The organism is Psychrobacter sp. KH172YL61, assembly GCF_007182895.1.
Taxonomy (GTDB): domain Bacteria; phylum Pseudomonadota; class Gammaproteobacteria; order Pseudomonadales; family Moraxellaceae; genus Psychrobacter; species Psychrobacter pacificensis.
This window is the reverse complement of record NZ_AP019516.1, coordinates 1,406,152-1,428,067: the sequence shown is the minus strand read 5'-3', so window position 1 is coordinate 1,428,067 and position 21,916 is coordinate 1,406,152. Positions and strand designations below refer to the sequence as shown.

The window sequence follows — 21,916 nt, the reverse complement described above, 5'->3', positions numbered from 1 at the left end:
TAAGTAAAATTATTTAGGATAGCACTATGAGAAAGAGTAAACTAAGTTGGTATAAACAAAACAGACTCATCGAGCTATTTGTTGCCGGTTCTACCGCGAGAACAGCAGCAAGCTTAGTTGGTGTTAATAAAACCACAGCCAGTTATTACTTTCATAGGCTAAGACTGCTTATTTACGAGAATAGTCAAGACCCTGGTCTATTTGAAGGCGAAATCGAAGTAGACGAATCATACTTTGGTGGCACTCGTAAAGGCAAGCGAGGGCGAGGTGCTGGTAGCAAAGTGCCCGTGTTTGGTCTATTAAAGCGTAATGGCAAGGTCTACGCTTGTATTATACCCAATGCTAAAGCAGATACTTTGATCCCCATTATAAGAGAAAAAGTGAAGCCTGATAGCATTGTTTATACTGACTCATTTAAAAGCTATAACGCATTAGATGTCAGTGAGTTTACTCATTATCGTATTAACCACTCCAAAACCTTTGTTAATGATAAGAATCACATTAATGGTATAGAGAACTTTTGGAACCAAGCTAAACGGCATCTACGTAAGTTTAACGGAGTTCCAAAAGAGCATTTTCACCTTTATTTAAAGGAATGTGAGTGGCGTTTTAATCACAGTGACCCAAAGTCGCAATTACTACAATTAAAACAATGGGTTAAACAGGGTTTGAGCTAGTTATCTAGGACAGCCCCAAAATGACCAAACCTAATCCAAGAGTATTAGAAGTAAAGGCGTATTCGTTGAGCCTGCATCGGCGGCTTCAATCGGCGGTGCAATCCGTGATATTAAAGCAGGTAAAATCGCTGAAGGTTCGGTGATCGTTTGCACAGTGACGGGTAATGGTCTAAAAGATCCTGACACTGCGATCAAACAATGTGCCGATGCCGTGATGCTCACCATCAATGCCACATTGGATGATGTCAGAACATCAATCCTATCAAATATGGAAAAATAATTTTTCATGCTTTGCTCAGAAGAAAATACTTAAAAAGCCAACCAACTGCGGTTGGTTTTTTTTATTGCATCGTGCAGAATATAAACTGTATAAGAATAATTCCTATTTACAAACAATTTGATACAGTTTGATTTGTTTTGGTGCAAAATCAATAAATCGCCCAATATTTGTGCAATACAATAATGCTTCAAAGTTGGTTTTGTAAGTTATTGCAGTTTTATTGCAAAGAAATAAGATAAAACAGTAACTTAATAAAGTTGGCACGCCCTTTGCTATTTCAATAACAAGTTCAGAGTCAAATCATTTCGATTTGAACATTTGTAATAAACAGCTTGGGGGAATACCAACATGAACTTTAAACTTTCTACATTAGTGGCTGCATCTTTACTCACTTGTGCAAGTGGCTTGACTATGGCAGCTGAAAGCGATGTATCATTCTCTGGTACTGCAGCAATGACTTCAGATTACCGCTATCGTGGTATGACACAAACTGAAAGCGACCCTGCCGTTCAAGTTGGTTATGGATTAACCCATAGCTCTGGCTTATACGCAGGTGTCTGGGGCTCGAATGTCGGCTTTGGTAGCTCATTAGAGCTCGATCCATATGTAGGTTATAGCACTGAACTTGGCTCTTTGGCGTCTAAACCAGTTTTAGATGTCGGTTTATGGTACTACGGCTATCCAAGTGCTTCTGATTTGAATTGGCTTGAGCTGTATGCACGTCTAGGTTTTGCAGACACCATCACTGTTGGTGACAGTTTGCTTGCAAGCGTGAATTTCACTAATGATTTTTTTGGCTTAGATACTGATGCATGGTATTTAAACCTGACTTATAGCATGCCATTGAGCGCATCTTTCGGTGGTGTAGCAAGCTTAGGTTATACCACTGCTGACGATTATGATTTCAGTGATAACGCTAGTGGCGATGATAACTACATCGACTGGAAAGTTGGTGTGACTTACAGCTTTGCTTCTGTTGAAGACCTGTCAGCTGAGCTTGCTGCTGTCGGCACAAATATTGACGCCGACACCAACCCGTACAAACGTGGTGTAGAGACTGGTGCTGTATTTACAATTACTAAAGCATTCTAAGTTGTAAATAGCATAGGCTAGAAAATTAGCCTTGCGATAAAAAAAATCCTGTCTTACTTCAAGGCAGGATTTTTTTATGGAGAATTGGTTCTAAATACGTCTTGGCATGTTAAATGCTTAATATTTATATCGAATAAAGATTGTTTGAATAGATTAAAAAGAAGGGGCTGTCCTAGATGAGTAAAATTATTTAGGATAGCACTATGAGAAAGAGTAAACTAAGTTGGTATAAACAAAACAGACTCATCGAGCTATTTGTTGCCGGTTCTACCGCGAGAACAGCAGCAAGCTTAGTTGGTGTTAATAAAACCACAGCCAGTTATTACTTTCATAGGCTAAGACTGCTTATTTACGAGAATAGTCAAGACCCTGGTCTATTTGAAGGCGAAATCGAAGTAGACGAATCATACTTTGGTGGCACTCGTAAAGGCAAGCGAGGGCGAGGTGCTGGTAGCAAAGTGCCCGTGTTTGGTCTATTAAAGCGTAATGGCAAGGTCTACGCTTGTATTATACCCAATGCTAAAGCAGATACTTTGATCCCCATTATAAGAGAAAAAGTGAAGCCTGATAGCATTGTTTATACTGACTCATTTAAAAGCTATAACGCATTAGATGTCAGTGAGTTTACTCATTATCGTATTAACCACTCCAAAACCTTTGTTAATGATAAGAATCACATTAATGGTATAGAGAACTTTTGGAACCAAGCTAAACGGCATCTACGTAAGTTTAACGGAGTTCCAAAAGAGCATTTTCACTTCTATTTAAAGGAATGTGAGTGGCGTTTTAATCACAGTGACCCAAAGTCGCAATTACTACAATTAAAACAATGGGTTAAACAGGGTTTGAACTAGTTATCTAGGACAGCCCCAAAAATTATTACCGTAAGTTTCATAATACCAGAGCGGTAAGTGGAGCCGTTTATAAAGTGGCGCGATTAATAGTCGTATACCAAAACATATACGTTTAACATTGTTCATTGTATAAACACAGATAAAGAAAACAACTATGACTGAATCTACCGACAGATTAGATAGTACTAAATTGAATAGCGTTGAATCGGCTAGTACTAATATTGCTGACAATAAAGTACCTATAGCTGTGAGTAGTACTCATCAATCGATTGACTCTAAAACCATGAATCATACGCCTAAAGCTATGTACGTGACTTCAGGCAACTCAATAACACCTAAAGATAAGTTGGACAAAATGCCAAAATGGTTGCCAATGGCAGTCGCGCTTTATCTGGTATTTGTTGGCGATAATGGTATTAATACTTGATCAATGGACTAAGTGGTTGGCCCAAACCACATTAGCGTTCAATGACCCCGTACCGGTCATTGAACCATTTCTCAACTGGACACTCGCTTATAACTATGGGGCAGCATTTAGCTTTTAGCCAACGCTGGCGGTTGGCAGAAATGGTTTTCTCAGGCTTAGCTTTGTAATGGCTATCTTTTAACGGTTTATTTAATCAAAGCGCCACGTGCAGCCAAGCTATTATCTATGGGGTTGGCCTTAATGCTTGGTGGTGCGATTGGCAACTTAATCGATCGTTTAAGAATTGGTAAAGTGGTTGACTTTATCCATGTGCATTATGCTGATGTCTGGAATTATCCTCTTTCAATGTTGCAGATATAGGTGTCTGTGTCGGTGTAGCGTTGATTATAATTGATATGATATTTTTGGAAAGTAAGCGTAATGAATAAACAAGTGAATATTGATCAGTACAAATAAAAGAACTAGCGTCATAGTCACTCTATACGGAAAATACTTTTATACTTGAGTATGTTTATAAAATGTGAACTGGAAGGTAATGTATGACTGGTATAGGTACTCACTCATTTTAGGTCTTAAAACCAATACTTAAAAGCTCTGCGTAGAGCCATTATTATAGAGAATTGAATAATCCATAAATTCTTTATTGATAATAACAAAGGAAAATATAGTGTCACAGACTCAGCCAACTATTGAAAAATTCACAGCCTTAGAAAAACAAGAGACAGCGTTAAAAAGTCTTACCCTTATATAGTCGATACACTCTAAAAATGTCATAGCACTACTGGGATGAATTTTGCGCAGCCTCCTATCGTGCGCTCAAAGAAATTTGAAGCGGACTATAATAATTACCATCGTTTGTCAGGCGAGGGTAAGCGGGATACAGACACATTCAGAAATGAAATGAAGAATTTTATTACTATGTATCCTGAAGATTTTGAGAAAAAACCGCTAGAAAATTATTTGAAATAACAGCTATTAATGGCACTCCATTAACATTTCTGTAAGTACATTACCGTTAAATGATTACCCTGCGCAGCAAGATAGCTCTTTAACGTCTTTGCTAAAGGTTTGAGCGCATAACTTCAATCCTTCAACCATCGTCAAATACGGAAATAGTTGACCTGCCAATTCTTCGACTGTCATTTTATTATGAATAGCAAGAGCCGCACTTTGAATCAGTTCTCCGCCTTCATGGGCTAAAATTTGTGCGCCTATCAGTTTTCCCGTGGATTCTTCAGCTACCAACTTGATAAAACCATCCGTTTCAAAATTTGCTAAAGCTCTTGGTACGTTTTCCATATCAAGTACACGACTTATCGTATTTATTCCTACCGCTGAAGCTTGTACTTCGGTTAGACCTACCGTAGCAACTTGTGGGTCGGTGAATATAACAGCAGGCATGGTAGATAAGTCGAGTTGCGCATTTCCACCTGTCATATTAATTCCAGCCCTACTTCCGGCAGCAGCAGCAACATAAACAAATTGTGGCATATTGGAGCAATCTCCAGCGGCATAAATGTTAGCTGTTGATGTTTCCATCATACTATTAACAACAATGGCACCACTTTTATCTGTTTCAACACCAACATTTTCTAAACCAAGCTTTCCAGTATTTGCATGGCGACCCGTAGAGATAAGCAATTTTTCAGCGATTAATGTTCCTTCGTTAGTTTCCAATGAAAACCATTGCTATCATAAGAAACATGACTTGCTTGCGTATTATTAAGTACCCTAATACCTTCTTTTCAAAGCACTCTGCCAGTTTTTCACCTAATAACGGATCTTCAGCATATAAAAGGGTATGTCTGGCTAGAATTGTCACACGGCTACCTAAACGGGCATAAGCTTGCGCAATTTCCAGAGCAACAACGGAGGAGCCGATGACAACTAGACTACTCGGTAACTCTTCTGCAAATAAGGCTTCTGTTGATGTCCAATAAGGTGTATCAACTAAACCCTTAATTGGCGGAATGCTTGGTGTAGAGCCTGTTGCAATTAAAATGCGATCTGCAACCAGCTCTTCTTCACTACCATCAGACTTGTGAACTAGCAAGGTATTTTGATTTTTAAAACGTGCATAACCTTTAAGTAAAGATAGCGCGGGATTACTCTCTAAAATACGTTGATATTTAGCATCGCGTAGTTCTTCGACGCGAGCGTTTTGCTGATGTGCTAATAAGGAGCGGCTAAGTTGTGGCTGAATATTTTCTAAACCATCAAACGGGTTAGTACGTTGCTGATGCGCTAATTGCGCAGCACGGATCAATATTTTTGAAGGAACACAGCCGACATTTACACAGCAACCTCCGATTACATCGGCTCCTTCAATGATAGTAACTCTTGCTCCGCCTTCTGCTGCTTTAATCGCACTGGCAAAGGCCCCTGAACCACTACCAATAATGGCTACATGTAATTGTTCTGGCTGGATGTCATTTGGCGAGCAACAACTATTCGTTGACATATTTTATTCCTCTTAAAAGTTAAGCGGTACAAGTTTCATCATCACAGCGTTTATTCGCAGGAGAAACCATGTCCCAAATTGATACAGCAACCATTAGTCCTAGCCCCGTATAAGTAACGTATGAACTCCACCCGTACTGGAACCAAGGGTATAAAGAGAGTAAAACCAAAATGGGGCCAATTGAACCGATAAAACTACGGTGCCATTGACGATGGCTAAACCAGCCTAAGATATTCATTACCAGCGCTAATACTGCAAACAGTGGTAACAACGTATTGATAAATACCCCTTCCCACTGACTAAGAAATCCCATCCCAATTGCCGCACCAAGACTAGCTATCGCGGGAAAACACATGGCGCATCCCATTGCCGAAACAAGTGCACCTATAGAGCCTGCTTTATCTCCGATACGCGTAACTAGTTCTAAGGGGCTAAATATTACTTATTTTCACTTTTTAAATTTGAAGGGTAGCCAGCGTTGGTAGTCGCTGCAATTAATGCATTGATGTTGGTTTTAGTGTCATCAAAAGAAACAACAGCTAGCTTAGGCTTGTAGGTAACTTTCGCATTTTCAACGCCATCAACATTTTCTAATGACTTTTTAACTGTGATTGGACATGTCGCACAGTTCATCGTTGGCACTTCCAGTGTAACTGTTTTTACTTCAGCAAAAGCACCAAAACTAGAAAGTGAAAGCAGTGCGGTTAATAATAATTTTTTCATAATTAGCTCCAAATTTTAAAATGTTATAAATTTCTTGATCTGTATATTAAGCAAACAAAAGTATCCAATAATTACTGGTCACTAAAATTGTCGCAACTATAGCGCTCAGCCAGAAAATGACTTTTCGTTGTTGCTGTTTCTTAGAATTGCACAGGCCGTTCCCGGCTCACACTCTTCTACAGGACGGTAAATTTTCCAACCTGAGTAACCAAACAACAACACTACAAATGCGATAAATAATGGCCTATAGGGTTCAAATGCAGTTAAATTACCAATCCATGAGCCACTTACCCCAAGTAATAACAGGAGCAAGGGACCTACACAGCATACGCCTGCGCCTAATGCTGCTATGATGCCTCCTATCATTGGAAGGTTTGATTCTTTTGATTCATATAGATACCTCATTAGATAATGCAAGTGTATTGCATGTACCTAAGTACGGAGTCAAGGGTGATTTATAAAAATTTATCTTTGATAATCTGCTACGACAGATACGGGGAATAAGCTAACTTGAATTAAGGCGCAGAAGTAAAATTGGATATGCTGTTTTAGTGGGAAATGGTAGTTAAGTGAATCATTTACTTCGGTTGCAACGAATCAATTATTGGGCAGTGGCTATCGTCATCATTATTTTGGCATTGTCCTAAATGTTCTTCCAAAGCGTGTTCTAACAACAACAAGTCAGCCATCTTTTTTTGTACTGCGATCAGTTTTTTATTAGCTAATTCTTGTACTTTACTACATGGACTATCGTTTAACGCAAGTAACCCTTCAATCTCATTTAGCGTAAAACCTAATTCTTGAGAACGCTTGATAAAATGTATTCTATTTACCGTTTCTTTCGGGTAATGTCTATAGCCCTGCATAGGCTTTGGTGGTTGTTTAATTAAGCCTTTGCGTTCATAAAAGCGAATTGTTTCGACATTTACACTCAGTTCTTTAGCCAACATACTTATGGTTCGTTTAGACACGTTATCAATTACCTTACTGACTTTTTGTTTACTTACTTTATATCTAATTAAAGTGACCATCAATGAATACCAGTTTAAACATCGCTAATTGATTTTGTTTTTTCTTCTATTAAATAAGTAAAGTTACCGTTGTTACAACAATATTAAACCACAACAATGTATGGTTTATCCTTTTCATTATCAAAGTCCAAATTAGTGTTATTACATGCAGTTCTACATGAGTATGCTCCAAGGGAACCAGCTATTTAACCCTTTGAACCTATTAACAGACCACTTAAAACAGACCGGTATAATGGAACCACTTATATTAAGTCGTCTTTGATTATTTATAAATAGGTATTATTCACACTAAAATAATCAAGTACGACGTGAACAATACCTATACGGCGATGAGCCATAACAAATATATCAATTAGTAAGCGACTTATCCGCCATTTCATTAGCCATCTTCAATGCTTGGTATAAACTCGTCGCACTTGCGCCGCCGCGTCCCGCCAAGTCTAGCGCCGTACCATGATCGACAGAGGTGCGAATATAAGGCAGTCCTAAGGTGAGATTTACCGTATCACCAAAGCCGTGTGATTTGAGTACGGGCAACCCTTGATCGTGATACATGGCGATGACTGCATCGCAGTTTGCTAAGTGTCTGGGGGTAAACAGCGTATCGGCTGGCATCGCCTCTGAAATATTGACGCCTGCATCGGTGAACTCTCGTAAGACTGGATTGATAATCTCAATCTCCTCCATACCCAAATGCCCGCCCTCGCCTGCATGTGGATTGAGACCGCACACCAAAATACGAGGCTGCGTGAGGCCAAACTTTTCTCTCATGTCATTGACAACGATTTGTACTGTTTGACGTACATTATCCGCGGTGATGGCAGCAGGTATGTCTTTTAATGGCAAATGGTGTAGTGACAAGCGCGACTTTCATCGCTTGATTGGCAAGCATCATCACCACTTTCTCACAGCCACTTTGCTGCATAAAAAACTCGGTGTGACCGCTAAACATAGTGCCATCCAATAGCTTGATACCAGCATCTATCAGCGCTGATTTTTGTAAAGGACCTGTGACGATAGCGGCAACTGTTCCATTTACTGCTAACTGATGAGCAATGTCTAATTGCTGAGCCACCATCGCTGAGTTGGCAATATTGATTTGTCCGCCAGTAACTGGTCCTGCACAAGGGACGTTAAGCAAAATAAAAGCACTATCAGCATCTATATCCTGCTGTGCTATCTGCTCGGCCGCGTCCATATCAAAGTCACCAGCCTCGTTGTCAATGGTTTGCCAAATAGGCACTTCTGTCAACACGCCAGCTGAAACCAACTCCTCTGCACGGACTTGCATCGTGCTCGCATCAGCGGTTACCCAAATGGGACGGTCAAAATCTTGCAGCTTGCCCTCTGCCGCCAGATTCAATACGACATCCATTCCAATGCCCGCAGGTTCACCTGTCGTGATTAATAATGGTCGTTTTTGTTCTGTCATAGCAATAGCCTTATTTTATTTAAATTTTTGATTTTATTATATTTATCGTCAATATTTTCAGTTGTTACGTTTAGACAATGGATGCGGTCTCTTATTTTATGCATAACAATCACTGTAGATTTAGTTGCTTACCCAGCCTAAAAAATCACATTATGTGTTAAACTTTCGCTTCTGATTGTAGCATTTGCAGGCAAATCTAAAACCACGTTTTGGTACATCTACCGTAGAGATGTACCATATCTGTTTTGCGCTACCATCGACATCTTTTTTTATACCCATTTTGACTCATTAGGCACTCATGGCAGAAAACGACAAAACCGACGACTTACTCAATCAGACACCGCCGCACAATATCGATATTGAAAAGGCATTGCTCGCGTCTTTGATGAGTATCGAAGAGGCGTACGACAAGATTGCCGATATCGTCACCAAAGATGACTTTTATGCGGGGCGACATCAATATATTTTTGATGCGATTGCTCACCCTTGCAGCCGTTAATGAGCCTTATGATACGGTCATGGTACACGACTGGTTAGAGGCGCAAAAGTTACTCAAAGGTGCAGGTGGGGACAGCTACTTAGCTGATATTTTGAGCCAAAGTCCGGCGACCTTGTTTAACCTGACCGCTTACGCTCAGCGCGTACGTGAGCTCTCAACGCTGCGTCAGCTCATTACCACGGGTAATGATATGCTAGCGCTGGCCTACAATCCGAAAGACCAAAGCGTTAGTGATATCTTGGACAATGTCGAAGGTAAGATATTTAGTATCAATGAGCAGCATAACAAACGCGCGGAACAGCGTGGCCCTGTCGGTATTACTTCGGTCTTAACCAATGTTATCGATCAGATTCAAGAGTTAAAATCCAACCCCGATGGCATGATTGGTTTACAAACGCCATTTGTCGAGCTGAATAATAAAACGCAAGGGCTACAATCAGGCGACTTGATTATCGTCGCCGCTCGTCCTTCTATGGGTAAAACCACTTTTGCAATGAACTTGGCAGAAGGGATTTTATTTAATGAAGATTTGCCTGTTGTGGTGTTTTCGATGGAGATGCCGGCAGAGTCTATTGTCATGCGTTTGCTGTCTTCATGGGGCGCGATTAACCAGACGCATCTACGTTCTGGGCAAATGAATGAAGATGAGTGGGCAAAGATGATGAACGCCATTCAGCATCTACAGTCTAAGCATTTATATATTGATGACAGTACCGCCTTGCCGCCATCCGAGATGCGCTCACGCTGTCGACGTATTGCCAAAAACCATGATGGGCGCTTGGGTGCTATCGTGGTCGATTATCTTCAGCTGATGAAAGTGCCGAGCCTAGATGGCAACCGTGTTGGCGAGATTTCTGAGATTTCGCGCAGTCTAAAGGCGCTCGCACGTGAGCTTGAATGTCCCGTGATTGCGTTGTCACAGCTTAATCGTAGTCTAGAAAACCGTCCAAATAAACGCCCAATTATGTCGGATCTACGTGAGTCTGGTGCAATTGAGCAGGATGCCGATTTGATTATGTTCATCTATCGTGATGAGGTTTATAATGAAAACTCAGACCACAAAGGTGTGGCGGAAATTATTATCGGCAAGCAGCGTAACGGCCCTATTGGTACCGTACGCTTGGGTTTTGAAGGTCAATTCACCCGCTTCATTAATCTAACGCCAGAATACTATCAAGGCGTCAGTTTTGAGAATGATGAGTAATCAGCGTTATAACATTTAAGTCTTAGTAAAATGTAAGCCCATACCGATTTTGGCTTACTCACAAGTTAGTAAGTAGCTTTAACCACATAGCCAGTATAGTATCAACTCCATTGATGCTGTACTGGCTTTATCACTCATAATTCTACTCATAAAGAAGGCGATTATGCGCACCATTACCATAAAACCAAAAGCCATTACTCATAATCTCAATCAAGTAAAACAACGCGCACCGCAAGCAAAAGTCTTAGCGATGGTCAAATCCAATGCGTATGGGCATGGCGTGGCGGCGGTATTACCAGCCCTGCAGCAAGCAGATGGTATTGGGGTTGCGACTTTAACCGAAGCATTAGAAGCCAGACAATTAGGTTGGGAGAAAACCATTGGTCTAGTAGAAGGGGCATTTAGCGCTGATGAGTGGCAACAAGCCATTGATCATGATATTAGCTGCGTGATTCACCACGGACCACAGTTAGAATGGGCACTACAAAACTTCCCGCCAGCTGGTAGTGCAACTAATGTGGTTTGGCTAAAATATAATACAGGTATGAACCGTTTGGGTTTCAATGCTGAGGGTGTGCTATCAGCAGCCAAGCGTTTGCATGAAGCAGGTTATCAGCTGATCCTAGCCACCCATTTTGCCAATGCTGATGATCATGACCATCCATTAAATGCCATGCAGATTGAGCGCTTCTCAAGCGTACTTGCGACTTTGAAAGATACCATTAGCCTAGATATCAAAGGCTCATTATGCAACTCTGCTGGCATCGTCAACTTCCCAGAGTACCATTATGATTGGGTACGCCCAGGCATCATCTTATACGGTAGCTCGCCTGTCGTCGATAAAAGCGCACAAGAGTTAGACTTGCAGCCCGCGATGGAATTTAGTGCTCAAATTATGGCATTACAAACGGTCAGTGCCAATGATGCGATCGGCTATGGTAGCCGCTGGCGTGCGCAGCAAGACACCAGAACCGCTCTCGTGAGTGTGGGTTACGGAGACGGCTACCCGCGTGTAATAAGTGACGACGCTTATGTCACCGTCATCGATACTAACGACAATCAAAGCTACCGTTGTCCTGTGATTGGGCGTGTGGCAATGGATATGATCGTCATTGATGTCAGCAAAACGCCTGAAAGCCTTGCTTTGGATAGCAAAGTCATGCTCTGGGGCGATGCGCCGCGTGTCGATGAAGTGGCAGGTCATGCTGGAACGATTAGCTATGAGCTGTTATGTCGCCTCAGCATACGTCCAAACCGTACACAGGCATAATCATTAACGGCACAGGCATTAGCATACGAGTACTATGGCTTGCTAATGCGATTTCGGTCTATTTAGCAAGCCATTCGATCTTGATAAAATTGCACGTTTACATTGAAAGTAAATACGCTATACTAAAAGTTTGTTGTCAACCCAGTATACGCACTGACGCGATGATATTGAAGACTGATGACGTTTCACTGACTGCGATCGACTGCTAGGATTACTATGAGTTTGCGCCATTTTTTAACCTTATCTGATTTAACCAAACAAGAACTAGAAAACTTAATCAAACGCGCAAGCGAATTGCGTAAGATGCAACACGCAGGCGAGATATATCAGCCTTTCGTTGGTCGTACGCTTGGCATGATATTTGAAAAATCTTCAACGCGTACCCGTATCTCATTTGAGACCGGCATGGGTCAATTTGGTGGTAATGCTATATTTTTATCACCCAACGATACGCAGCTCGGTCGCGGTGAGCCATTAGAAGACTCAGCACGCGTGATCTCCAGCATGGTTGATATCATTATGATTCGTACCTTTGGGCACGAAAAAGTCGAGACCTTTGCTGAATACTCAAGCGTCCCTATTATCAATGCGTTGACCGATGAATACCATCCTTGTCAATTGCTTGCTGATATGCAGACTTATTATGAGCATCGCGGTAGCATCGAAAATAAGATCGTCACGTGGGTCGGTGACGGCAACAATATGTGCTCGTCATTTATGCAAGCCGCCAATCAGTTTGGTTTTGAATTACGCGTGGCAGCGCCTTATGGGTTCGAGCCTGATCCGAAACTTATGGAACGCTTCTCACATTGCGTGAGCTTGGTCGAAAACGTACAAGACGCAGCCAAAGATTCTAATTTGATTGTCACCGATGTATGGGCAAGTATGGGTCAAGAGTCCGAGCAAAATACGCGCGCACGTCGTTTTGCCCCTTATCAAGTGACGCCGTCTCTACTAGACAAAGCCGACCCTGAAGTGGTGTTTATGCACTGTCTGCCCGCCCATCGTGGTGAGGAGATCTCATGATATGCTAAATGATCCGCGCTCTGTTGTGTGGGATGAAGCCGAAAATCGTCTACATGCGCAAAAAGCCTTGATGGAGTTTTTGCTAAAAGACAAAATCAAACTACCTGCCTAACTTACCGTGTAAAAAACAGTAAGATAAGTTATTAGTCCGTTCATAAATAAAAAAGCCGTTCAGATTTGGACGGCTTTTTATCTGTAAAAATGGCTTGAGACTGTATTCTTGAGACTGTATTAGCGCGTAAGCGTTGTTACGCCATCTGCACTGGCTTTTAATAGCACATCCGCTTGGTTTGCCGCAAAGATACCATTACAGACCACACCCACGATATTATTCAGCTCTTTTCAAGCGCGATTGGATTACTCACATCCAAGTCATAAGTATCTAGAATAACGTTGCCGTAATCAGTGACAAAGTCTTCACGATAGACAGGCTCACCGCCCAATTTTGCTAATTGACGCGCGACATAAGAGCGCGCTTGCGGCAGGACTTCAATCGGCACTGGAAACGCGCGACCTAAGATCTCAACGCTTTTGCTCTCATCAACCATACACACAAACTTTTTGGAAGCAGCCGCGACGATCTTTTCGCGAGTCAATGCACCGCCGCCGCCTTTGATAAGTTGCAAGTGCTCATTGACCTCATCAGCACCATCGATATAAACATCAAGCGTACCAGCAAAGTTTAGATCAACAATTTCGATACCAAGCGCACGCAGTTTGTCTTCAGTCACCTGTGAGCTGGCAACCGCACCAGCAAGCTTCAATTGTGGCAACAACTCAATCAAACAGTTGACCGTACTACCCGTCCCCACCCCAAGTATCATATCATCTTCGATATAGCTTAGGGCAGCGCGGGCGGCGGCTTGCTTTTGTGCTTGCTGATCACTCATCATAAATCCTTGGAAAATAAACGTATGGTCTTAAAAAAAGTAAAAGGCTAAAACAAATAAAATGCGTGGCTATTATAACCGATGATATTGATCGATGTTAGCGCAATCACAATTCTAATTCGGTAGTCATATAATACTTATCTCACAACGTTCTTCACCACACGCTTTCACTTTATATTCATTCAGGCATAAAATCCCAAGAAAACTGCAATTGAGTCTTGCAAGATACTCAAAATCAGCATAGGCTAATCTATTTCATTTTTATATTCATTCTGTTTAGGGATTACTATGCTGTCACACTGGGTACGAGCCATACTACAAGCCACCGTCTATGACGTTGCGATTCAAACACCACTTGAAACGGCGCCCAAGCTGACCCAACGTTTTGCCAATGACATTCGTTTTAAACGTGAAGACTTACAACCTGTCAAATCTTTTAAGTTACGAGGTGCCTACAACCGTATCAGTCAGCTAAGCGATGAGCAAAAAGCGCGCGGCGTTATCTGCGCCTCAGCAGGCAACCATGCTCAAGGCGTGGCTTACTCTGCGCGCAAACTGTCACTAAACAACATCATCGTTATGCCAACGACTACGCCTGATATTAAGGTAGAAGCCGTCAGAGCGCTTGGTGGCAATGTCGATCTGCATGGCGATAGTTTTGATCAAGCAAACCGCTATGCAATAGATCGTGCTGAGCGCGAGGGCCTGACCTTTATACCGCCTTATGATGATGAATTGGTGATTGCTGGGCAAGGAACCATCGCGCTTGAGTTGACCCAACAGTGGCGTAACATGGATTATGTGTTTGTTGCCGTTGGTGGTGGCGGTCTCATCTCAGGTGTCGCCGCATTTTTGGGAGAAGTGGCACCGCATGTCAAAGTGATCGCGGTAGAAGCGGAACAATCAGCTTGCCTAAAAGCCGCACTTGAAACGGGTGAACGTGTCAAACTTGAGCAAGTCGGACTGTTCGTCGATGGCGTGGCAGTCGCGCAAATTGGTGAACTGCCTTTTGACGTCGTGCGTACTCAGAAAAGTGACAATTCAGGCCCTATCGTGGAGCCTAACGTCGTCACCTGTAGCAACGATGAAGTCTGCGCAGCAGTCAAAGATGTGTTTGAGGAGAGCCGCAGTATCGTAGAGCCTGCAGGTGCGTTGGCAGTTGCTGGTATGAAAAATATATCACAGCGAACAATATTCAAGGCAAAAACTGCGCGGCCATCATTTGCGGCGCTAATATGAATTTTGACCGTCTGCGTTATATTGCTGAGCGCACTGAGATTGGCGAGAAAAAAGAAGCTATCTTTGGGGTTACTATACCAGAACAAACTGGCGCTTTCTTGAACTTCTGCCGCAGTCTGCACGGTCGTAATATTACTGAGTTTAACTACCGTGCCGATAGCAAAAGTCACCAGACTCAATGGAGCCTGCCTCAATCTTTGTCGGTATTGCATTAAAAGAAGGTGAAAAAGAGCGTCAAACTATTAGTACTCAATTGGCAAATGATGGCTATACCGCTCACGATCTGACTGACGATGATATCGCCAAGTCACATATCCGTCATTTGATTGGTGGTCACGCTAAGGTCGAAAACGAGCAGTTACTACAAGTGATATTCCCAGAGCGTCCGGGCGCCCTGCTGACTTTCTTAGAAAAATTGGGCGATGACTTTAATATCACTTTATTCCATTACCGCAACCATGGTGCCGCTGAAGGCCGTGTACTGGTTGGTCTACAAGCCTCAGAAAGCAACTCTCGTCAGCTACAAGACGCCTTACTAGACATCGGCTATGACTGCACGACGGTCAATGACAATATTGGCTATCAGTTATTTTTGAAATAATGACTTAACGGGATATATTTAGACCTTATTATAAAAGCGACTTGTCATATGATGGGTCGCTTTTTACTCTCTATAATCTGCTACAGACGGCGACGAACACAAAACCTTATTTGTAAATACCAAATATGCCCTCATATTATTTGATATAAAAACAAATACAGAGTGAGCTTTATGAAAAAAAATACTGATGATAACACCCAAGGTTTGGTCAAAATTCGTCTCGATAAATGGTTATGGGCCGCTCGGTTTTACCGCACACGCACCCCTTGCCAAGCAAGCCATTGAAAGCGGACGTGTGCATTATGGTGGCAGCCGCGTCAAGACCAGTAAAGAGATTTCAGTCGGCGATGAGCTAACCATTCGTCAAGGCTCAGCGACCGCCATGACTGAAAAGACTGTCATTGTTGAGGCGCTATCTGCACAGCGGGGCAATGCGACCGCCGCTGAGGTGCTATACTCAGAGACCAAAGAGAGCGAAACGCGGCGTGCTTATTATGCTGAACAGCGCAAACTGGCCAACCTTGCTCGTCCTGATAATAAGCCCAACAAAAAAGAGCGCCGTGACTTACAGCGCTTCAAAAGCAATCAAGATTGATACAGCATTACCCTCGCATCACCCAGTTACCTATAGCATTGTCATAAACCCAGTATTAAGTGACGCTATTGTCTAGTCTCTGTCCTTGCCATTCAAGCGATTAAGCGTTACGCTAGTCGTTGGTTCAATCGATTGCATGCTAATAAAAGCCGCATTAACAGTGCTGGTTTCTTATAGCATGTTTTTTTGTTATAGAAGGTCATATTATGCTGATGAAAGCCTGTACTCCCTCGTCTGTATTATTGGTTTGTTTAGGAAACATCTGCCGCTCCCCCTACCGCTGAGGAAGTTTTCCGTCAGCAAGCGGCGATTGCTGGACTCTCAATAAAGATAGACTCAGCAGGTACCAGTGATTCACATGTCGGCGACAAACCTGACCCACGTTCGCAGCGCCATGCGAAATCACATGGCTACAAAATTAATAAATTGGTTGCACGCCAAGTCAGCGCCGATGACTTCCGTGATTTTGATTTGATCTTAGCCATGGATTCACAGAATTTGGCTGACCTACAAGCCATTAAAGACGACATGGCAGAGTCAGAAGAGGACTTGGCAAAGCTGGCCCTATTTAGTGAAGAAGACCCTACCTATTGCGGCAGTGATGTGCCAGATCCATATAAAGGCGATAACGATGATTTCGAAGAGGTGATCGAGCGCATCGAATCAAGCGCCCAAGCTTGGATCGAAAGCTGGAAGGCTTGCTAGCTATAAATTCTATATTTCTGCTACTCTTGCATCCGGTATCCTCTATAATATGGTTAATCCTCTATAAAAGAGCTGCAGCGTTAACCGTGCTTGAAGTAACACAGTTACGTCTGTACTCAACTGCCTTGTATCTCTTTTAAATTGAATCAACTATAGCTACCTTATTATTTATTATCCTTTTGCCCCATAGGCTATGTTATGACCCAAGCTGCACGCCTTGATCTCGACGCTCAGACCATGACTATAAATGACTCATCAGCGACTCTGTTAGTCAGTAATTCAGTCGATTTGGCACATAGCAATACGATGGCACTGTCGTGTGTCGCTGACTCTGTAGTGACGTTGACCAATGAGGCACAGCTTGATGACTTTATGGCAACCTATGCAGAGGATGTAGAGCATCAGCTGTCATTATTTGTCTTATCTGGCGGTAGCAATGTTTTATTACCAGCAGCGTTAAATGCAGTGGTATTGCAACCCAAAATGCGCGGTATTCATTTGACTGCACAAACCGACGATTATGTTGATATCGAAGTAATGGCGGGCGAAAACTGGCATGATCTAGTCGTACATACAGTCAATCAAGGCTGGTATGGGTTAGAAAACCTTGCGCTCATACCTGGCCTAACTGGTGCAGCGCCAGTACAAAATATTGGTGCGTACGGTGTGCAATTAGAAGACTGCTTACAATATGTACGCGCCTATCATTTACCGACACAAACTTGGCACCATTTATCAGCGGCCGACTGTCAATTTGACTATCGTGATAGTATCTTTAAACGCACGCCAAATACATGGCTGATCAGCCGCGTGGCTTTTAGACTGCATACAGATCCCACCCATATTTTAGCCAGCTATGGAGATGTACAGACTGTGGCGCAGCGCTATGCGGAACAACAAGAGCGCGAGCAAGCCAATCCCTCATGACGTTATGCAAGCCATTATAGATATTAGACAACAAAAGCTACCAGACCCAAAACAGCTACCTAACTGTGGCAGTTTTTTCAAAATCCTATTATTGGTCAAGATCAATTTACGGCGCTGCAAACAACTTATCCAGCTATCGTTGGTTATCCGATGCCTGACGCGATGGTAAAAGTTGCCGCAGGTTGGCTCATCGAGCAAGCAGGATTAAAAGGGGGCGGCATCGCACCTATCATGACTCATAAACATCAGGCGCTGGTACTGACCAATCATACTCCTTATCAAGCAACTCAAGAAGATGTGGAAACAGCACAGCGCTATATCGCCAACATCGTCTATGAGAAATTTGCAATTCAGCTATCACGTGAGCCAGTTTGGGTGAATGCTGATGGCTCAATTGGATATCCTGAGCATGTGGTCTAAACAATCATGGTCTAAACGCTTATGGCGAAACTATTTGCGTTCAGCCGAACGAATGGTGAAGCTATTCCGTATCATCAATATTACCTTTGTATTAGGCTCGACGTCTGTTATTTTAGTCCTAATCAGTTTGTTCACACCGCTATTTTCACAAGCCGTTGTCTATATATTTGCGCTTCTTCCTTTACCAAAAATGCCTTCTGCTGCTATGAGCTCTCCGCCGACTGCTTACGTGGTATTAGGCGGTGGTCTAACTAATGATAATAACAATCAAATCATCCTCAATCGCTATAGCCTGAATCGTGTCCGTACCGCGGCTGGGGCCTATCACGATCTTCCCTTACCTATTGTACTAAGCGGCGCTGAAGCCCCTTGGCTAGGTCAATGGCTCATTGAGCATGGTATCGATGGGCTGATAAGCGAAAATGCCAGTATGAATACGTGCGAAAACGCCCGTTTTACAGCCAAGCGTATTCCGCTTCATCACGTTTACCTTATTACTGATAGTTATCATATGGCACGTGCGCGCAGACAGTTTGCCTTGAATGGTATTAATAGCACACCGCTTAGCGCACCATTGCCAGTGAGACGCGACTGGATGAAACCTGCGCAAAACCTAAGTCATTCACGGCGGGCTGTTTATGAAATCGCCGCCTATCTACGGGATGTGATACGTCCGCAAATGAACTGTCGTCACGCCGATGATGTGACTTCACAGCAGCTCCTAACACCGCGAGGCAGTGCCAAAAAAGCATCTGATGAATAGGTTTTTATACTAAACGCGCAGCTAATATCGTCATATGATGCTACGCCTCATTCTAATCGCTACAGATCATCCACTGCATTTGCGATGGGTGTATAATAATAAAAGACACTGCTATTGAAGAGAGTTACCATGCTCAGTATATTTTTATTAATCCCATTAAGTCTCATGCTATTTGTGGTTGCCATCTGGGCGGTGCGTTATGCGGTAAAATCAAACCAGTTCGAAGATTTGGACAATGCATCACAGCGTATCATATTGGATGATCGTCAAGAGCGCAGGCAAACCATGCAGGCTCATGAGCGCGCGGTGCAGTCTCAGCCTTCTGCTGATACCGAGCCGTCAGATGATAACGTTGATAAAGATGCGCTCGTTCGTACTGATGTAGAGAAAAACACAAAAATCTAACCTTTATTCTTCTCTCTTTTCATCGTGTAATGATGAGCTTTCGTTAGATAATAATCGTGTCTATAGATACGGCCTTTATGACTTTTAGGAGATGCATCCATGACCATGGCTTTACTTGCTGCGGCATTACTGATGGGGTTTTTGGCTCGCCGCATTGTTTGGGTATGTGTGGCGGTCTTGTGACGGCATTTGGTCTGTCTATGAAAGATGTCAGTCCTACTAAACGCCGCGCGCTGGTGGCCACCTATCATCTTGGCCGTCTGAGCAGTTATGCACTGTTAGGTCTGCTGGCAGGATTTATCGGTACGACGGTGTTAGAGCCACTCATGAAAGGCAATAGCTTGCCACGTATTTTACTGGGCGCAGTGTTGGTCTTTGTGGGTGTGACCATGCTTGGCGCACCTTTTTGAATAAGCTCGAGCGTTTTGGTATGCGCTTTTGGCAATACCTCAGCCCGCTACGCCAAAAGGTCTTTCCCCTAAACACCTTTCCACGTGCATTGACAGCTGGTTTGCTTTGGGGCTTTTTGCCTTGCGGTTTGGTATATGGCGCCCTACTCATCGCGGTGGTGGCTCACAACCCATTAAGCGGTGCAGCGTTGATGTTTGTTTTTGGTCTTGGCACGGTGCCGATGTTAGTTGCAACGCACGAGACAGTCGGCTGGTTACGTGACAAGATTGGTCGTTTTCGCTTAAGGCAGTTAAATGGTGCGGTGATGGTACTCTCAGGTTTGGCAGTTGCTGTCGTTCCTATGGTCATGGCAAACATGCATGGCGGGCATGGTGGTGGACACGCACAGATGGATCATAGTAGCCACTCTGCTATGATGTCTGAGACAGATGCTCATAATATAGATCAGATGAATCACGATATGACGCCAGCTATGGATCATGATATGCAAGACATGGATAATCATATGGATCATAGCATGCATGATATGGGTGATGACGCCACCTCCATGCATCATGGTCAATAATTTCTAACACATAACTCGAGTACTGCGCGGACTTTACCAAGCGTACAAAAACCCCTTAATATCAAAAATGATATTAAGGGGTTTATTGGTTAAGTGTTACCTATTTATAGCAATTATTCCTGCCACTGCTCAAGCGTAAACTTGGTTTCTAAATGCTTCTCTAATGCTGGTATATTAAATGCGTCATCTTCACTGACAAAGCTAATGCTAATGCCTGTTTGCCCAGCGCGGCCCGTACGACCAATACGGTGGACATAATCATCTGGTTGATCGGGCAAGGTATAGTTAACGACATGACTGATATCATCAACATGGATACCGCGCCCTGCAACATCTGTCGCCACCAAGATAGACGTGTGACCATCCTTGAAGCGCTGCAAGTATTTCTCACGTTTTGCTGAATTACATCACCTGAGAGCATGACAATCTTATGCGCTTGACGCAGTTTATGATAGAGACGCTTGACTTGATCTTTGCGATTGGCGAATACAATGACCTTTTCAACGGCCTCCTCACTAATAATACGCTGAAGGGCTTCGAGTTTTTGATCTTCTGTCAGTAAGTAAAAGTGCTGATCAACCAATTCGCTGGTCTTGTGTTCTGGCTCGATTTCCACAAACTGCGGCTCATGCAACCAGCGATACGCCAAATTCATCACATCTTGGTTAAAAGTAGCAGAAAACAGTAAGCTTTGACGGTCTGTATTGGCGGGCATACGCCCCACAAGGCGCTTGATATCAGGGATAAAACCCATGTCCAGCATACGGTCTGCTTCATCAAGCACCAGCACCTCTACTCGATCTAAATACACCATGCCTTTATTGGCAAGATCAATTAGACGGCCAGGCGTCGCCACCAAAATATCAACGTATTGGCGCTCAAGCTCATGCTGCTGGGTTTCGTAATTGGTCCCACCCATAATACAGACACTGTGTAATGAGGTGTATTTGGTCAGTGCAATGCAGTCCTCAAATATCTGTTGAGCCAGCTCGCGAGTTGGCGCCATAATCACGGCACGCGGCTCACCTAGATAACGCGTTTCATCATGCGTAAAAGGACGTTTGAGTAACGCTTCCATGATTGTCAATAAAAACGTTGCTGTTTTACCCGTTCCCGTTTGCGCCTGTCCGATGGCATCTTGACTTGCTAGTGTATGCGGTAGTATTTTCGCCTGAATCGGCGTGAGTTCCGTGAATCCCAAATCACTCACTGCCCGCAGGGTCGCGGTTGAAAGTGGCAAATCAGTAAACGTTGTAAAATTACTCAAAAAAATATCCTTTTAAATTAGTTGCTTGTATTTTATCAATCACAAATCAGCTCACAATAAAATTTTATACTGACATAAGCGTGACCAATAGTAGTCGCAACATTATATCTATAGATGGCCGCTAGACATACGGGTATAAAAAAAGCCAAGCC

Annotated in this window: 14 protein-coding genes and 12 pseudogenes; 18 read left to right on the top strand and 8 right to left on the bottom strand. The window is 43.1% G+C overall.

The features are described 5' to 3' along the window. Positions 1-26 precede the first annotated feature (26 nt). From PKHYL_RS07645 to PKHYL_RS07620, 8 genes and pseudogenes are all read left to right on the top strand, one after another. Positions 27-677 (top strand): IS1595-like element ISPssp3 family transposase, encoded by a 651-nt coding sequence (locus PKHYL_RS07645; RefSeq protein ID WP_071001643.1) that lies wholly within the window; start codon positions 27-29, stop codon positions 675-677. Positions 678-729: 52 nt separating this feature from the next. Beyond that, positions 730-957 (top strand): annotated as a pseudogene (locus PKHYL_RS07640) (threonine synthase); the annotation flags it as partial. Between the two features lie 348 nt (positions 958-1,305). Beyond that, entirely contained in the window at positions 1,306-2,049 is a 744-nt protein-coding gene (locus tag PKHYL_RS07635; RefSeq protein WP_071001644.1) for a TorF family putative porin, read from the top strand. A gap of 203 nt (positions 2,050-2,252) precedes the next feature. Continuing rightward, a complete protein-coding gene (locus PKHYL_RS07630; RefSeq protein WP_212564466.1) occupies positions 2,253-2,903 on the top strand; it encodes an IS1595-like element ISPssp3 family transposase in 651 nt (216 codons plus the stop codon). 154 nt (positions 2,904-3,057) lie between these two features. Next, on the top strand, positions 3,058-3,330 hold the full coding sequence (locus PKHYL_RS18725) for a hypothetical protein (RefSeq protein WP_442966136.1): 273 nt from the start codon (positions 3,058-3,060) through the stop codon (positions 3,328-3,330). Positions 3,331-3,346: 16 nt separating this feature from the next. Next, positions 3,347-3,448: a hypothetical protein gene (locus PKHYL_RS18720; RefSeq protein WP_442966135.1), complete on the top strand. Its 102-nt coding sequence runs from the start codon at positions 3,347-3,349 to the stop codon at positions 3,446-3,448. 107 nt (positions 3,449-3,555) lie between these two features. Beyond that, positions 3,556-3,690, top strand: a complete 135-nt coding sequence (locus PKHYL_RS18715) for a signal peptidase II (RefSeq protein ID WP_442966134.1) — start codon at positions 3,556-3,558, stop codon at positions 3,688-3,690. 426 nt (positions 3,691-4,116) lie between these two features. Next, on the top strand, positions 4,117-4,299 hold the full coding sequence (locus PKHYL_RS07620; protein ID WP_071001648.1) for a hypothetical protein: 183 nt from the start codon (positions 4,117-4,119) through the stop codon (positions 4,297-4,299). Positions 4,300-4,353: 54 nt separating this feature from the next. Here the strand turns inward: PKHYL_RS07620 and merA are convergent. The 6 genes and pseudogenes from merA to pdxA all read right to left on the bottom strand — a co-directional run. Next, positions 4,354-5,743: pseudogene (gene merA, locus PKHYL_RS07610) on the bottom strand (mercury(II) reductase); the annotation flags it as partial. A gap of 67 nt (positions 5,744-5,810) precedes the next feature. Further along, the gene (gene merC / locus PKHYL_RS07605) at positions 5,811-6,158 is read right to left on the bottom strand and encodes an organomercurial transporter MerC (protein ID WP_240366394.1); all 348 of its coding nucleotides are present in this window, start codon (positions 6,156-6,158) and stop codon (positions 5,811-5,813) included. 71 nt (positions 6,159-6,229) lie between these two features. Next, positions 6,230-6,514 (bottom strand): mercury resistance system periplasmic binding protein MerP, encoded by a 285-nt coding sequence (merP, locus tag PKHYL_RS07600; protein ID WP_008110847.1) that lies wholly within the window; start codon positions 6,512-6,514, stop codon positions 6,230-6,232. A gap of 105 nt (positions 6,515-6,619) precedes the next feature. Continuing rightward, complete coding sequence (locus PKHYL_RS07595; RefSeq protein ID WP_442966150.1) at positions 6,620-6,880, bottom strand: mercuric transporter MerT family protein; 261 nt, start codon at positions 6,878-6,880, stop codon at positions 6,620-6,622. A gap of 212 nt (positions 6,881-7,092) precedes the next feature. Next, the gene (merR, locus tag PKHYL_RS07590; RefSeq protein WP_033011277.1) at positions 7,093-7,464 is read right to left on the bottom strand and encodes an Hg(II)-responsive transcriptional regulator; all 372 of its coding nucleotides are present in this window, start codon (positions 7,462-7,464) and stop codon (positions 7,093-7,095) included. Between the two features lie 429 nt (positions 7,465-7,893). Beyond that, a pseudogene (gene pdxA, locus PKHYL_RS07585) lies at positions 7,894-8,977 on the bottom strand (4-hydroxythreonine-4-phosphate dehydrogenase PdxA). 298 nt (positions 8,978-9,275) lie between these two features. Between pdxA and dnaB the strand changes: the two are divergent. The 3 genes and pseudogenes from dnaB (at position 9,276) to argF (ending at position 13,088) form a co-directional block, all read left to right on the top strand. Beyond that, positions 9,276-10,680, top strand: a pseudogene (gene dnaB, locus PKHYL_RS07580) (replicative DNA helicase). 163 nt (positions 10,681-10,843) lie between these two features. Continuing rightward, positions 10,844-11,950, top strand: a complete 1,107-nt coding sequence (alr, locus tag PKHYL_RS07575; protein ID WP_071001654.1) for an alanine racemase — start codon at positions 10,844-10,846, stop codon at positions 11,948-11,950. Positions 11,951-12,166: 216 nt separating this feature from the next. Beyond that, positions 12,167-13,088, top strand: a pseudogene (argF, locus tag PKHYL_RS07570) (ornithine carbamoyltransferase). Positions 13,089-13,207: 119 nt separating this feature from the next. Here argF and rpiA read toward each other — a convergent pair. Continuing rightward, positions 13,208-13,866, bottom strand: a pseudogene (rpiA, locus tag PKHYL_RS07565) (ribose-5-phosphate isomerase RpiA). A gap of 288 nt (positions 13,867-14,154) precedes the next feature. Between rpiA and ilvA the strand changes: the two are divergent. The 7 genes and pseudogenes from ilvA (at position 14,155) to PKHYL_RS07530 (ending at position 20,497) form a co-directional block, all read left to right on the top strand. Further along, positions 14,155-15,706 (top strand): annotated as a pseudogene (gene ilvA, locus PKHYL_RS07560) (threonine ammonia-lyase, biosynthetic). Between the two features lie 171 nt (positions 15,707-15,877). Further along, positions 15,878-16,301 (top strand): annotated as a pseudogene (locus tag PKHYL_RS07555) (RNA-binding S4 domain-containing protein). Positions 16,302-16,507: 206 nt separating this feature from the next. Further along, a pseudogene (locus tag PKHYL_RS07550) lies at positions 16,508-17,006 on the top strand (low molecular weight protein-tyrosine-phosphatase). A gap of 237 nt (positions 17,007-17,243) precedes the next feature. Next, positions 17,244-18,353: pseudogene (murB, locus tag PKHYL_RS07545) on the top strand (UDP-N-acetylmuramate dehydrogenase). After that, the gene (locus tag PKHYL_RS07540; RefSeq protein WP_071001661.1) at positions 18,343-19,116 is read left to right on the top strand and encodes a YdcF family protein; all 774 of its coding nucleotides are present in this window, start codon (positions 18,343-18,345) and stop codon (positions 19,114-19,116) included. The pseudogene murB and the gene PKHYL_RS07540 overlap by 11 nt, the downstream one beginning before the upstream one ends. A gap of 129 nt (positions 19,117-19,245) precedes the next feature. After that, a complete protein-coding gene (gene ccoS, locus PKHYL_RS07535; RefSeq protein ID WP_058024050.1) occupies positions 19,246-19,521 on the top strand; it encodes a cbb3-type cytochrome oxidase assembly protein CcoS in 276 nt (91 codons plus the stop codon). 77 nt (positions 19,522-19,598) lie between these two features. After that, positions 19,599-20,497, top strand: a pseudogene (locus PKHYL_RS07530) (sulfite exporter TauE/SafE family protein). 113 nt (positions 20,498-20,610) lie between these two features. Here PKHYL_RS07530 and PKHYL_RS07525 read toward each other — a convergent pair. Then, positions 20,611-21,764: pseudogene (locus tag PKHYL_RS07525) on the bottom strand (DEAD/DEAH box helicase). Between the last annotated feature and the right edge of the window lie 152 nt (positions 21,765-21,916).

Bases quoted from the DNA above. Each gene is read 5' to 3' on its own strand.
- merR (WP_033011277.1), bottom strand. From the start codon at position 7,464: ATGTTGGCTAAAGAACTGAGTGTAAATGTCGAAACAATTCGCTTTTAT.
- ccoS (WP_058024050.1), top strand. From the start codon at position 19,246: ATGCTCAGTATATTTTTATTAATCCCATTAAGTCTCATGCTATTTGTG.
- PKHYL_RS18725 (WP_442966136.1), top strand. From the start codon at position 3,058: ATGACTGAATCTACCGACAGATTAGATAGTACTAAATTGAATAGCGTT.
- PKHYL_RS07645 (WP_071001643.1), top strand. From the start codon at position 27: ATGAGAAAGAGTAAACTAAGTTGGTATAAACAAAACAGACTCATCGAG.
- merC (WP_240366394.1), bottom strand. From the start codon at position 6,158: ATGGGATGCGCCATGTGTTTTCCCGCGATAGCTAGTCTTGGTGCGGCA.
- merP (WP_008110847.1), bottom strand. From the start codon at position 6,514: ATGAAAAAATTATTATTAACCGCACTGCTTTCACTTTCTAGTTTTGGT.
- PKHYL_RS07635 (WP_071001644.1), top strand. From the start codon at position 1,306: ATGAACTTTAAACTTTCTACATTAGTGGCTGCATCTTTACTCACTTGT.
- PKHYL_RS07540 (WP_071001661.1), top strand. From the start codon at position 18,343: ATGTGGTCTAAACAATCATGGTCTAAACGCTTATGGCGAAACTATTTG.
- PKHYL_RS07630 (WP_212564466.1), top strand. From the start codon at position 2,253: ATGAGAAAGAGTAAACTAAGTTGGTATAAACAAAACAGACTCATCGAG.
- PKHYL_RS07595 (WP_442966150.1), bottom strand. From the start codon at position 6,880: ATGATAGGAGGCATCATAGCAGCATTAGGCGCAGGCGTATGCTGTGTA.
- alr (WP_071001654.1), top strand. From the start codon at position 10,844: ATGCGCACCATTACCATAAAACCAAAAGCCATTACTCATAATCTCAAT.
- PKHYL_RS07620 (WP_071001648.1), top strand. From the start codon at position 4,117: ATGAATTTTGCGCAGCCTCCTATCGTGCGCTCAAAGAAATTTGAAGCG.
- PKHYL_RS18715 (WP_442966134.1), top strand. From the start codon at position 3,556: ATGGGGTTGGCCTTAATGCTTGGTGGTGCGATTGGCAACTTAATCGAT.